The following is a 12,535-nucleotide window of genomic DNA, read 5'->3' as shown; positions in this document are numbered from 1 at the left end:
GTGGCTGAGAGGGAAACGGAACGTCAGAAGATACTGGACATCCGCAATCTACGAATAGAACTGAAAGGACGGCGGCGGGAACGGCTGACTGTAGTGGACGGAATCTCGCTGTCGGTATCTCGGGGAGAGACACTGGGGATTGTCGGCGAATCGGGCTGTGGCAAAAGCGTGTTGTCACTTTCAATGCTCGGACTGCTGCCCAAGGCGATGGAAATCAGCAGCGGGGAAATCTGGTACGGGGAGCGGGAGGGTACGGCGCAACCTTTACATCTTCTGAAGCAGAAGGAGCTGCGGAATATCCGCGGCCGGGAAGTAGCCATGGTTTTTCAGGACCCGATGAGTTCCCTGAATAACAGCTTGACGATAGGCTATCAGGTGACGGAAGGACTGCGTCTCCACCTGGGCTATTCCCGTCAGGAGGCTGCGGCACAGGCTATTGAGCTATTCCGTAAGGTTGGTCTGGCGCGTCCAGAAAAGCTGCTGAAGGAATATCCGCATCAGCTCTCTGGCGGCATGCGGCAACGGGTGATGATCGCCATTGCTATCGCTTGCAATCCCGGGCTGTTGATCGCAGATGAACCGACCACGGCGCTGGACGTGACCATCCAGGCGCAAATTCTGGAGGTCATGCGGCAGATCCGCGATCAGGACGGAACTTCGATTGTACTGATCTCACATGATCTTGGTCTTATCGCGGAGATGTGTGACCGGATTGCAGTGATGTACGCGGGACGGATCGTGGAGGAAGGGACGGTGGGAGATATTTTTGACCGGCCTCGTCATCCGTATACGATTGGGCTGCTGAACTCTATTCCGTCGCCATCCCATAAAGGTCACAGGCTACACTCGATCCCGGGTGTCGTTCCGGGTCTACATGAGCGGTCGGTTGGCTGTACTTTCGCTCCCCGCTGCCAATATGCCATGGAACGTTGCCGAACAGAGCAACCTAAGCTGTCGCCGGTTGGATTCGGGCATACATCCAGCTGCTTTCTGGTAGCGGAAGAGGGGGTGAAAAAGGGTGACAACCGAAATACCGCTGATCGAGCTGAGGGAACTGGAGAAGTATTATACGAAACGAGTGTGGCCGCAGAAGAGACAGGTGCTACGAGCCGTTGACGGTGTCTCTGTTTCGATACGGAAGGGAGAGACGCTGGGATTGGTCGGCGAGAGTGGCTGCGGCAAGTCGACATTAGGCCAGATAACGGCCAGGCTGCTTGAGCCAAGCGGTGGTGGTCTTTTCTACAATGGGGAGGAGATATCTGGTTCAAAAGGTCGGAAGCAGCAGGAGCTGCGGCGCCGGATTCAGTACGTCTTCCAGGACCCGTTCACCTCCCTGAATCCACGCTTCAAGATTGGACGGCTGCTGGAGGAGCCGCTGAAGTTGAACCGCTTGGGCAAGGCTGCGGCCCGGTGGAGCAAGGTCAATGACATGCTGGAGAGTATCGGTCTGGACGAGTCGTATCGGAGCCGGTATGCCCATGAATTAAGTGGTGGGCAGCGCCAGCGGATCGGCATTGCGCGAGCACTTATGCTCAACCCGGAGTTTCTCGTGCTCGACGAACCGGTGTCTGCGCTGGATGTCTCTGTCCAAGCCCAAGTGCTCAATTTGCTAAAAGACCTTCAGCAGGAGCTATCGCTAACGTATCTATTCATCTCGCATGATCTGAATGTCGTCCATTATATGAGTGACAGAGTGGCTGTCATGTATCTGGGCAAAATCGTCGAGATTGGTGATATGGAGGAGGTGTACGCTCATCCTCTGCATCCTTATACGCAGGCACTGGTCTCCTCCATTCCGGCAGAGCGTACGGCACAGAAGCGGGAACGAATCGTACTTGAGGGCGATCTGCCAGACCCTTCTGCGATTCCATCGGGCTGTGCGTTCCGCACGCGCTGTATGCACGCCCACGACAGATGCTTCTCGGAAGCGCCCACCCTTGCGGACGTGAGGGAAGGGCATGCGGTCAGTTGTCATTTGTGGACAGAGGAGAGTTATAGCGTGAACAAGATTAGAGAAGTCAGAACCGCCTCCCTATAAAATCGCGAAGAGCACAGAGGGATTTTTCAAAATGGTATGTATATCTTTAGGCGAGCTCTTAACGGGTGATTGGCACATGTATCGATAGGGTGCCTATCCCCGTTTTTTATTGTCATGAAGAAACGCGGGTTACCCCGATTAGTTGAAGTTGAGACGTCTAAGTCTCTCATCTATTGTCATAACCTAGAAAAAACTGCTATATTTATTGGGGATTACAAGAAATAGCGGGGTGCATCACATGGGGGATCGGCTTTGGAAATGGTATCGCTTCACATTTATACAGACGCCAATAGCAGCGCTGGTGATTATTGCCTTGCTGGTGGGAGGCATGTATGCGCTGATGACGGGGATTGAGGTTCGCCAGTACAGCTCGGCGCTGGGGACGATTGATGCGGACAGTAACTCAGAGGTTATCCATTTGAGTGTCTTGTTAGGCACCGGAACCCCTGAACTGCAGAGTAACGATGAAGTCGTGTGGTACACCGAAGAAAGCGGGAATCGTTATCCCGCCAAGGTGAACAGTATCCATGAGGAGGACCGGGGGACGATTGTGGTCATTCAGGTAGAACCTGCAGTGTGGGATCGGGCCAGCGCGGAAGGATCAGGGAAGCAGAAGCCATATGTCGTGGAGATTCCAGTCGGCAAACAGACGGTTATGCAGCGGCTTTTCCAGAAAGGGGATAGTCATGGGGAATAACACTCAGCAATCGGTGTGGTCACAGCTCCGCATGTTATGGCCCATTATCCGCAGGTATCGACTGCCATTAATCAATCTGTTTCTATGTGTGCTCGTCACATCCGTTGTTGGCATGGTTTATCCTTACATATTTGGTCTGTTGGTTGATGAGGTTTTCTATCATCGGAACATGTCCTTCTTCTTATTTATTGTAGCAGGCTATGGTTTGATCTATATCTGTGAGCAAGGGCTTCACCTGGTACTTAACAGTGTGTGGACCTATCTGGTCACACGCTTCACATTTGATATCCGTAAAAAGCTGTATGATAAGCTGCTCACCCTGAAGTCCACCTTTTTTCATAATAGTCGTACAGGGGACCTGATGACGATCCTTAACCGGGATACAGAAGAGGTCATGGAGTTTATTCATTGGAACATTTTTTATTTATCGGCGAACGCCCTTAGACTGCTAACAGCTGTAGCGTTTGTCTTATACGCGAACGTGTATCTAGGACTGCTTATGGTGGTTGTCATTCCTGTGGTTACCTTTACTACACTTGCATTTAACCGGGCCACGAAGTCACGAATGGAGCGGCAGCGCAAACAATATGGGAAGCTGATGAGCTGGTGTGTAGAGATGCTTGGCGGATTACGTGATATTCGCTTGATGGGTGCTGACCGTTATACTACCCGCCAATTTGTCCATCAACTTGCCGATTATATGCGGCTTAAGAATCAAACTAGCAGCATCGGGTTCTTCTCCGAACGTGCAGTTAGCTTGGTTGCGCTCGTATCCGACCTGATTCTGTACATAACTGCAAGTATCCTCATTGTGAATGGTCAGCTGACGGTAGGCGGGTTCGTGGCGATGATTGAATACTTTGCCAGAGCGAGTGGCCTACTGAAGAATATGTCAGGAGCTGGCGCGAGACTGCAGCAAAATAAAGTAGCCCTTGAACGCGTGAGGGGCCTTCTGCTTGAGCAAGAAGAGGATCGCTCGCTGAATTCCCCTGATCTGTTGATCACAAAAGGCAATGTAGAATTCTCGAAGGTTTCGTTTGGTTATCGGAAAGAGACGCCAGTCCTTCGCGATTTAAGCCTAAGCATTCCAGGCGGGCAAACGGTAGCGATTGTAGGAAAAAGCGGAAGCGGCAAAAGCACGCTGATCTCGCTGCTTCTTCGTCTGTACGATCCGGAGGAAGGAGAGATTCGGATTGACGGGATGCCGATTCAGCATTGCCGGTTGGCTTCGATCCGCCGTTCAATTGTGGTGGCGCTACAGGAGCCATATCTGTTCGAAGGCACGATTCGCGACAATTTGCTGTGGGGCAATGCACAACAAAGTGATCAGATGTTATGGCATGCCTGTGAGCAAGCTGCGATCCATGACTATATTCTCAAACTGCCGCATGGACTGGACACAAAGGTAGGAGGGACCGAGGGCATATCCATGTCGGGAGGTCAAAAGCAACGGATAGCCCTTGCGCGAACATTTATGAAGCAGCCGAGAATGGTCATCTTTGACGAAGCAACATCCGCATTGGATGGGGAAACGGAGCAGGTGGTCAGAGATAGCTGGCGCAAGCTGGGTCGTCAGACGACGATCATCATCATCGCTCACCGCCTTTCGACGATTAGGGAAGCTGATCAGGTGGCTGTGCTGGATGAGGGACGAATCGTTGCTTATGGACATCATGAGGAGCTACTTCAGAGGAGCAGTGCCTACCGTAAGCTTTTTGCAGAACAGTATACAGAATACGGGGAGGTCATAGGTAGATGAAGCAGTCGCTAACGATACGTATGCAATGGTTCCGATCGTTCAAGCCGGAGTGGAGACAGCATCGGTTATTGTTCGGCGGATTGATTGGAGCGAATGCGATGCTACTCCTGCTGGGGCTAGCCTCTCCACTGCTATTCAAGCTTTTAGTGGACCGGGTAATGATCGGCCGTGAGCTTGGGTTGCTTTGGTACATTGGCATAGGATATATCCTCCTGTATGTCATAGAGAGCGCAGTGACGGGTGGACAACTGGTGGCACAGAATAAACTTTCCAATCGATTGACCTTCGCAGTCCGCAGGAAAGTGTGGGCTCGGTTTATACATATGCCGTTCGAGAACTATGAACAACAGAATTCAGGTGACCTGAAGAATAGAATCGACCAAGACGTTGAAGCTGTAGATCGCCTGTTTAAATCCCATCTGCTTGATTATGGTTATAGCGTTGCTTTTCTGGTGTCCAGCGCATTACTGATGGCATGGTTTAGTTGGAAGCTGACATTGTTTGGCTTGCTGATGGTGCCACTATCCTTCTGGATGACTAAGTGGCTGGGAAAAGGAGCGAAGGAAGCCGCAGAGAACTACAGGGAGACGTTTGGACGATACGAGGGATGGCTGCAGCATTCGATTCGCGCCTGGAAAGAAGTTAAGGTAAATGGGATGGAGAAAAGGAGCTCGCTAGCCTTCACCGAGTATTGGCATGAGCTCAGCGGGTTATTTTTCAAACGTCATATGTATTGGTACGGCAATCGCTCATTTCAAGCCCTTAAGGATTTCTTTATTACACGCATGAACCTGTACTTTGTGGGTGGTCTGCTGATCATTCATGGGGATATGACGATAGGCAGTCTCCTGGTGTTCATGAAGTATTACGAACAGTGCTTCACACAGCTTGCCAAAATTATGGATCTAGATATGAAGCTCATGGACGATATCCCCTCTCTCCAAAAGGTGAAGGATACGCTGGAGGAAGCTAAGTCAGAGAAGAAGAGTTCGCAACTGAATATGAAACCATTTCTTCTGCCAGGAGCGGGATCGATTTCCTTTGAAAATGTGAGCTTTCGATATGGGAATGCTGCAAAATCGGCGCTGCAAGGCATTACTTTCCGTATTGAAGCAGGGACGAAGGTAGCTATTGTCGGTCGAAGCGGCTCAGGTAAAAGCACGCTGATGAAGCTGCTGCTAGGGATGTATCAACCTGATTCAGGGCGCATCGTTCTAGAGGAACGCGATATTTCAACCATTCGGCATCTTGAGCTGCACCGGGAGATCGGCGTTGTGATGCAGGATTCTAATATTTTCAACATGTCAGTGCTGGAAAATGTACGTCTGGCCAGGCCCTCGGCTACCGACCTTGAAGTTACCGAAGCCTGTGCGGCAGCGCAGATGGACGAATTTATCCTTAAGCTGCCACAGCAGTATGAGACGATGATCGGTGAGCGTGGTGTTCAGCTCTCGGGAGGACAGAAGCAGCGGCTCGCCTTGGCCCGGATGATGTTATCGCAAGCCAGGATCGTTGTCCTGGATGAAGCCACTTCACAGCTCGATCAGGAATCGGAAAATGGGATCAACCGAACTCTGGATCAATTGGCTGGCGAACGGACCGTTGTTATTGTGGCTCACCGTTTCTCATCGGTTAAGCAAGCGGAACGAATCGTGCTTTTGGATGACGGGATGCTGCTGGACGAGGGCAGCCATGAAGAACTGTGGGCTCGAAGCGAGACATATCGAAGTTTGTTTACTCATAACCGGCGGGAGAGCGAGGCGGGGTAAGCTCCGGGTAACCCTCTTTGTTCGGACGAACGTCTACCCATTATGATGAAATGGGATTGCTGATTGAAATTGTGATTATCGGAAATTATAGTATACACATGTTCAGTAGTCGATAGGAGCTTCAATATACAGCGGCACGAATTGGAGGCATTACGATGGTGCATTACAGATTAGCTGAAGAACATGAATTAACACAAATAGCGGTGCTATTTGATGAAGCTTTTAAAGGATATCCACTCTTCAGCGTAATGGTAAGCAGTAACAAGAGTAACGAGGATTTCTTTTATCAGATGCATCTCGTAAATACAAAGGCGTATTATCGCCAGCATTGCTGTCTGGTAGCAGTTGATGGAGAGCAAATCGTAGCTGCAGCTTTACTGAAGCATCGTGATAAGCCTGATATTGGATTTTGGGACTTTGTGCTTGCCGGAGGTCTCAAGTTATTGTGGAGTGCGGGGGTCTCGCGGATTCGAAATCTCATGGAAGTGATGGATGAGGCCAAGCATGCATTTGTGGATTTAAAAGAACCCTATTGGTACTTGGAGTCCTTTGCGGTAGCGCCACATTATCAAAGCCAGCATTTGGGTAGCAAAATGATAGAGGACTGTATCCTCCCCTACATCGCGAAAAACGGCGGGGGCGACTTAACCTTGATTACCAACACCGATAGCAATCGAATATTTTATACTAAACGCGGGTTTTCGGAGTTCGGTGAATCTGTGATTAGCAGATACGGTCTGGAAGTTGGCAACTGGAGCTATATAATAAAAGTTCACTGAGGTCATGGCTAATATAGAACGGAGTGATCATATGATAGTTCAAAATGGTAGCTTAGCGGTGCGTGCACTAGAGCCAAGGGATAATGTCTTGTTAGTGAAATGGCTGTCGGATCCCACAGTGCTGGAATTTTATGCAGGAAGGGACGACCCTCATGATCTGGACAAGGTGAATGCGGTATTTTACGCTCAAGAAGACGATGAGGTTAGATGTATTATCGAGTATGATGCTAAAGAGATAGGATACATTCAATTCTATCCGCTAGATGACGAAACCAAGAGGGAATATGGCTATGAGGATGAGAAAATCTATGGAATGGATCAATTCATAGGCGAAGTCGATTATTGGAATAAAGGTATCGGGACATTGCTCATTACGTCTATGGTTAAATTTCTGACCGGAGATCGCCGAGCAGATGCGGTGGTTATGGACCCACAGACAAGAAACGTCAGGGCTATCCGGTGTTATGAAAAATGCGGGTTTAGAAAAGTAAAGCTTTTACCGAAAAATGAACTGCACGAAGGAGAGTATCAGGATTGTTGGCTGATTGAGTACCGATGAGACCTGCGCTGTAGAACAATAAAGGTCGATGCATCCAAACCGAGCTTCCGAATCTTGCATACACTATATCAAAATTCTTCCTGACATTGATAGGGAGAACTTTTGAGGTGTAGGAGAGGAGGAACAGACAAGATGGGGATTCTAACTACTGGTCCGATTGTGAATGCTCCTGTTAATGGGGAGAGACCGACGCAAACGGTAACGATTAAGATTGTGAACAACGATCCGGTGAACACTTCCACAGTGTTACTAGAAGGGTATTATCTGAATGGTACGAGAACTTTATATGTACTTGAGGATTTTTCAGTAGGTCCTAATGAGGTCATCACTCACAATAACTATGCTAATTTGGATGGTTATGAGTTTCTGTTCACCGTCGGTGATGATGTTGCACGTCAGACTGAAATCTCGGTATGGGGCAAGAATGCGAACGGAGAATTGGTGGATGCGCATCGATTGGTATCTTCCGAGGTGAAATGCTAAATGGTTGCTGAGTTTGATAGTCATAGAGAAACAGCCCTGCGTTCTCTGATTCCGTTCAGAAGCTCGCAGGGCTGTTTTTTCTAAAACATTTCAAATAGCGAGCAGGTTATGTTCGAACATGTGAAATATCGCTACCTGAATCGCTCCTACCACAGCCACTGACTGAATCATTGCCCTCCACTGGAATTGACGCAGCTATGGCTGCACCCAGCATTCAGGTTATGTCCGCTCGGATTGGAGGGTCCATCAGGATTAGGACTATCCTCCTCATGCGGGTGTGTATAGTTCTGAAACAAATCTGGCCCGGAGGTCGCTATGAAGCCTGCGGAGTCATCATTGCTGTATTTTGCTGATTTTCCGCTGTTTTTTTTGCCGTTATCTCGTAAAATGGTTTGCATAATGATAAGCACCAGCACACCAATCGCTAAAATTCCAACGCCCATTCCATCGCTCCTTTTAAAAAGGACTTTAAGGCCTTCTTCAGAATTGTACCACATTCCCCGAAGCGTGAGAGCCGAAATGTACAGAAAGGGAGGGCTTGCGTTCCAGTCTCCAATTTGCTAACATGTAATGTAACTTAATCAATGTTTGGTTTTCTAGGGTTCCGCAGCTTGTCTAAGCTGGTCTGGTCCGAGGGAAAACGCACGGATCGTGAGATTCGTGTTCACACGGAGGGATAAAAGCCCGGGAGGAATCGTCTATTCATGACGAGCGCCTCCCGGGCTTCTTTTATTGTGCTGCAGTGAGAAAGTTAAGGACTAATAAGGGGGAGAGACAGGTGAAGAATAATCTGGATTGGGCCAAGGTTGTGGTCGCGGCCTGCTTTGAGGTGATCTGGGTCATCGGCCTGAAGCATGCCTCCGCTCCATGGGAGTGGCTTGTCACGATCATTGCGATTGTTATCAGCTTCTACGGCATGATTTCGGCCAGTCAAAAGCTACCTGTAGGTACGGTCTACGCTGTATTCGTTGGCCTTGGTACAGCGGGTACAATTATGGCGGAAATGATCTGGTTCGGGGAACCGTTCAAGCTGTTGAAATTGGTACTGGTACTGATTCTGCTGGCTGGTGTCGTGGGCCTGAAGCTCGTTACCAAGGAAGAACCTAGCAAGGAGGTGGCTTAAGTGGCATGGTTATTTCTCGTGGTAGCCGGACTGTTAGAAATGTTCGGCGTAACGATGATTAACAAATTGAACAAGGACCGCAACTGGCAGGCCCTGTGTCTGCTGCTGCTTGGTTTTGGTGGGAGTTTTCTCTTTCTGGCGCTGGCAATGGAGAGCCTCCCGATGGGGACAGCCTATGCAGTTTGGACAGGAATTGGTGCCTCTGGCGGGGCCATTCTAGGCATGCTGCTCTACGGTGAGCCGAGAAACTGGAGGCGGATTGTTTTTATCGTGATGATTCTCGGTGCGGCGGTTGGGCTAAAGGCGATAGCTTAGTGTTCTCATAAATATTATATATTTAGACACGTCCTCCAGGTTTCGATCGTTTCAAGGGGGTAAGTATAGTAAGTAAGTATACAACTCATTCATTAAGGGGACTTCAAACATGAACTGGCAGGTCAGTGAAGAAGAATTGGAAGACATCAGACAGGCCAATCGGAAGAGTCGCATTCAGCTTCCGGATGGTGCTTCAGTGCCCAGAATCGGCCAAGGAACCTGGAATATGGGCGACACATCTTCCGCAAGAGAAGAAGAGATTGCCACGTTGAGGCTCGGCATAGAACTTGGCCTGGATCTCATCGACACAGCCGAGATGTATGGTGACGGCAGATCGGAGGAGATGATCAGCGAGGCGATTAAAGGTATACGAGATAAAGTCTTTCTTGTCTCGAAGGTATATCCGCATAATGCCGGTAAGGAGCGGCTGGCCCGGAGCTGCGAAGAAAGCCTGAAACGACTGAACACGGATCACCTCGACCTTTACTTACTGCACTGGCGTGGCGAAATCCCGCTGGAGGAGACAGTGGAGGGCATGGAGGCATTGGTGGCCGCCGGCAAGATTGCCAGATGGGGCGTATCCAACCTGGATATTGAGGAGATGCAGGAACTTCAGCGCATTGCGAAGGGAAGCCATTGTATGGTAAATCAGGTGCTATATCATCTCGGTTCGCGGGGCATCGAGAATGAGCTTCTGCCCTGGATGAACGGACACAAGATTCCGCTCATGGCCTATTCGCCCCTTGCGCAGGCGGGGGCTCTCCGCAAGGGGCTGGTGGAGAATGAGGTTGTCCGTGAGATTGCAGATCATCATCAGGTGACACCTCTACAAGTACTGCTGGCTTGGACAATTCGTGAGGATCTGGTCATGGCCATCCCTAAGGCGTCCTCCCGAAAACATGTACTGGAGAATGCAGCAGCTGCAAAGATTAAGCTCAATAATGACGAATTGTTAAAGCTGGATTATGCGTTTCCGCAACCTTCCTGGAAAGTACCGTTGGATATGGTTTGATAATCAATGGGAAAAAAGAATATACGCTTGGTTTGTATTTGTAACCGGCCTGCATTTGCCGCCTATACAGGGCAGCAGAAATTGCAGGCCGGTTTTGATTTATGTAAGCTATGCTTCAGGTCGGTATTCTATTATTGAGGTGTATGATTTCACCATTACTTGGAGAAATTAACGTTAATCTTGTGCTGTCAATAGCAGAGAGATAAGTCGAAAGTCGTGAATATCTGGAAGGCTGAAAGGCGATTTTTCCGCGCCGTTCTGCGGCTTTTCGGGCGTTTGATTCCAATTGGCAGGAATTCTTAAATGTTGTCAACAACGTTCATGACGAAACCGTGTTTTCAATTTGGTGACAAAGAAAGCGCTTTGATTTACGATGTGGTCATAGGGGATTTCCTTTACACCGAAGACGTAAAGATGTCCCGCTTGAATAAATTTTAAGGGGGCTTATTGCAATGGCCACGGAAACAAAACAATCTTCATCCGGTGGTGCACGGGTGAAAGTCCAACAATTTGGCCGTACCCTTAGCGGTATGGTTATGCCGAATATCGGGGCATTTATCGCTTGGGGCTTGATTACGGCTTTATTCATTCCAACTGGCTGGTGGCCGAATGAGAAGCTGGCAACCCTGGTTGGCCCAATGATTACTTATCTACTGCCGCTGTTAATTGGTTACACGGGCGGAACGATGATTCACGGCAAGCGCGGTGGCGTAATCGGGGCAATTGTTACTATGGGTGTCATCGTGGGTGCATCAATCCCAATGTTCCTTGGAGCAATGATTGTTGGACCTTTGTCAGGCTGGATACTGAAGCAGTTCGACAAGGCTGTGGAAGGTAAGATCAGAGCAGGCTTTGAGATGCTGGTCAACAACTTCTCGATTGGTATTATCGGAGGTATTCTGGCTATCGTGTCCTTCAAGGGGATCGGGCCGCTGATTCAAGCTTTGACGAACGCATTGTCCTCAGGTGTAGAATTCTTGGTGAACCATCACCTGCTGCCACTCGTTAACATTATTATCGAGCCAGCAAAAATTTTGTTCCTGAACAACGCGATCAACCATGGTATTCTTACACCAATTGCTGCTGAAGAATCCTTGAGACTGGGAAAATCCATTCTGTACATGCTGGAATCCAACCCAGGTCCGGGTCTCGGTGTTTTGCTGGCCTACTGGCTGGTTGGACGCGGTTCCGCTAAGGCTTCCGCACCAGGTGCAGTTATCATTCACTTCCTGGGTGGTATTCATGAGATTTACTTCCCGTACATTCTGATGAATCCGCGCCTGATCCTGGCGGTTATCGGTGGTGGTGTGTCCGGTACGTTCACCTTCCAGATGCTTGGTGCAGGTCTGACAGGTGCAACTTCTCCAGGCAGTATCATTTCTTACATCGCCATGACGCCTAAAGGTGGTTACCTGCCGATGTTCGCCGGAGTCATTGTAGCAACTGTTGTATCCTTCCTTATCGCTTCTGTTCTTCTCAAGACAAGCAAGAAGAATAACGAAGAGAATGATATTGAAGAAGCAACAGCCAAAATGCAAGACATGAAAGCTGCCGGAAACACCGCAGCTCCAGTAGCAGCAGCTCCACAAGCTAGTGCAAACGCAAGTGCAGCGAGCACAGGAAACGTTCGCCGCAAAGAAGATGTGAATAAGATTGTCTTCGCTTGTGATGCAGGTATGGGTTCCAGTGCGATGGGGGCCTCCGTGCTGAGAAAGAAATTGCAGGCCGCAGGGGTTAACATTACAGTTGTGAACTCCGCAGTCAGTGAAATTCCAGCGGATGCCGATATTGTTGTCACCCAAAAAACGCTGACTGACCGCGCGATTGCCAGCAATCCAAAGGCGGAGCACATCTCTATCGACAACTTCCTGAAGAGTCCGAAGTACGATGAGCTTGTCGAGCGTTTGAAATAAGTGATAAATGTGTAGGATAATCAATCAAGAGTAGTTTAGGATTAAATAAGGGAGACGCTGGCGGCATTTATGCCAGCGTTTGTCTCCA

The 12,535-nt window shown here is 49.3% G+C and carries 13 protein-coding genes and 1 riboswitch; of the genes, 12 read left to right on the top strand and 1 reads right to left on the bottom strand.

The genetic code is table 11. The annotated features are described in order from the left end of the window. From AC3Y23_RS16465 to AC3Y23_RS16430, 8 genes are all read left to right on the top strand, one after another. Positions 1–1,116: an ABC transporter ATP-binding protein gene (locus AC3Y23_RS16465; RefSeq protein ID WP_379200803.1), complete on the top strand. Its 1,116-nt coding sequence runs from the start codon at positions 1–3 to the stop codon at positions 1,114–1,116. Then, positions 1,019–2,038 (top strand): ABC transporter ATP-binding protein, encoded by a 1,020-nt coding sequence (locus AC3Y23_RS16460; RefSeq protein WP_379200801.1) that lies wholly within the window; start codon positions 1,019–1,021, stop codon positions 2,036–2,038. Before AC3Y23_RS16465 ends, AC3Y23_RS16460 begins: the two co-directional genes overlap by 98 nt. A gap of 238 nt (positions 2,039–2,276) precedes the next feature. Further along, positions 2,277–2,735 (top strand): hypothetical protein, encoded by a 459-nt coding sequence (locus AC3Y23_RS16455; RefSeq protein WP_379200799.1) that lies wholly within the window; start codon positions 2,277–2,279, stop codon positions 2,733–2,735. Further along, positions 2,725–4,494, top strand: a complete 1,770-nt coding sequence (locus AC3Y23_RS16450; protein ID WP_379200797.1) for an ABC transporter ATP-binding protein — start codon at positions 2,725–2,727, stop codon at positions 4,492–4,494. The genes AC3Y23_RS16455 and AC3Y23_RS16450 overlap by 11 nt, the downstream gene beginning before the upstream one ends. Next, positions 4,491–6,263, top strand: coding sequence for an ABC transporter ATP-binding protein (locus tag AC3Y23_RS16445; protein ID WP_379200795.1), 1,773 nt, complete (start codon positions 4,491–4,493; stop codon positions 6,261–6,263). The genes AC3Y23_RS16450 and AC3Y23_RS16445 overlap by 4 nt, the downstream gene beginning before the upstream one ends. Positions 6,264–6,418: 155 nt before the next feature. Beyond that, positions 6,419–7,042, top strand: coding sequence for a GNAT family N-acetyltransferase (locus AC3Y23_RS16440; protein WP_379200792.1), 624 nt, complete (start codon positions 6,419–6,421; stop codon positions 7,040–7,042). A 31-nt stretch (positions 7,043–7,073) separates the two neighbouring features. After that, the gene (locus tag AC3Y23_RS16435) at positions 7,074–7,601 is read left to right on the top strand and encodes a GNAT family N-acetyltransferase (RefSeq protein ID WP_379201237.1); all 528 of its coding nucleotides are present in this window, start codon (positions 7,074–7,076) and stop codon (positions 7,599–7,601) included. A 132-nt stretch (positions 7,602–7,733) separates the two neighbouring features. Next, on the top strand, positions 7,734–8,084 hold the full coding sequence (locus tag AC3Y23_RS16430) for a hypothetical protein (RefSeq protein WP_379200790.1): 351 nt from the start codon (positions 7,734–7,736) through the stop codon (positions 8,082–8,084). 167 nt (positions 8,085–8,251) lie between these two features. Here AC3Y23_RS16430 and AC3Y23_RS16425 read toward each other — a convergent pair whose 3' ends face one another. Further along, complete coding sequence (locus AC3Y23_RS16425) at positions 8,252–8,527, bottom strand: hypothetical protein (protein WP_379200788.1); 276 nt, start codon at positions 8,525–8,527, stop codon at positions 8,252–8,254. A gap of 142 nt (positions 8,528–8,669) precedes the next feature. After that, positions 8,670–8,777: riboswitch (guanidine-I (ykkC/yxkD leader) on the top strand. Positions 8,778–8,862: 85 nt separating this feature from the next. On the opposite strand from AC3Y23_RS16425, the gene AC3Y23_RS16420 reads away from it, so the two are divergent. The 4 genes from AC3Y23_RS16420 to AC3Y23_RS16405 all read left to right on the top strand — a co-directional run bounded on the left by AC3Y23_RS16420 (position 8,863) and on the right by AC3Y23_RS16405 (position 12,447). Further along, entirely contained in the window at positions 8,863–9,207 is a 345-nt protein-coding gene (locus AC3Y23_RS16420) for a DMT family transporter (protein ID WP_379200786.1), read from the top strand. Then, positions 9,208–9,522 (top strand): DMT family transporter, encoded by a 315-nt coding sequence (locus AC3Y23_RS16415; protein WP_379200784.1) that lies wholly within the window; start codon positions 9,208–9,210, stop codon positions 9,520–9,522. 109 nt (positions 9,523–9,631) lie between these two features. Further along, positions 9,632–10,534, top strand: coding sequence for an aldo/keto reductase (locus AC3Y23_RS16410; RefSeq protein WP_379200782.1), 903 nt, complete (start codon positions 9,632–9,634; stop codon positions 10,532–10,534). Positions 10,535–10,986: 452 nt separating this feature from the next. Continuing rightward, positions 10,987–12,447 carry a PTS mannitol transporter subunit IIBC gene (locus AC3Y23_RS16405; RefSeq protein WP_379200780.1) on the top strand — a complete coding sequence of 487 codons (1,461 nt, stop codon included), beginning with the start codon at positions 10,987–10,989 and terminating at the stop codon, positions 12,445–12,447. Positions 12,448–12,535 lie beyond the last annotated feature (88 nt).

It is taken from the genome of Paenibacillus sp. MAHUQ-45, assembly GCF_058133325.1.
The sequence above is the reverse complement of the archived record's forward strand: the minus strand, read 5'-3'. Positions and strand labels throughout refer to the sequence as shown.

What these genes read in the sequence shown, in the direction of transcription:
- AC3Y23_RS16410 (WP_379200782.1), top strand. Translation starts at nt 9,632, where the DNA reads ATGAACTGGCAGGTCAGTGAAGAAGAATTGGAAGACATCAGACAGGCC.
- AC3Y23_RS16445 (WP_379200795.1), top strand. Translation starts at nt 4,491, where the DNA reads ATGAAGCAGTCGCTAACGATACGTATGCAATGGTTCCGATCGTTCAAG.
- AC3Y23_RS16450 (WP_379200797.1), top strand. Translation starts at nt 2,725, where the DNA reads ATGGGGAATAACACTCAGCAATCGGTGTGGTCACAGCTCCGCATGTTA.
- AC3Y23_RS16440 (WP_379200792.1), top strand. Translation starts at nt 6,419, where the DNA reads ATGGTGCATTACAGATTAGCTGAAGAACATGAATTAACACAAATAGCG.
- AC3Y23_RS16430 (WP_379200790.1), top strand. Translation starts at nt 7,734, where the DNA reads ATGGGGATTCTAACTACTGGTCCGATTGTGAATGCTCCTGTTAATGGG.
- AC3Y23_RS16455 (WP_379200799.1), top strand. Translation starts at nt 2,277, where the DNA reads ATGGGGGATCGGCTTTGGAAATGGTATCGCTTCACATTTATACAGACG.
- AC3Y23_RS16435 (WP_379201237.1), top strand. Translation starts at nt 7,074, where the DNA reads ATGATAGTTCAAAATGGTAGCTTAGCGGTGCGTGCACTAGAGCCAAGG.
- AC3Y23_RS16425 (WP_379200788.1), bottom strand. Translation starts at nt 8,527, where the DNA reads ATGGGCGTTGGAATTTTAGCGATTGGTGTGCTGGTGCTTATCATTATG.
- AC3Y23_RS16405 (WP_379200780.1), top strand. Translation starts at nt 10,987, where the DNA reads ATGGCCACGGAAACAAAACAATCTTCATCCGGTGGTGCACGGGTGAAA.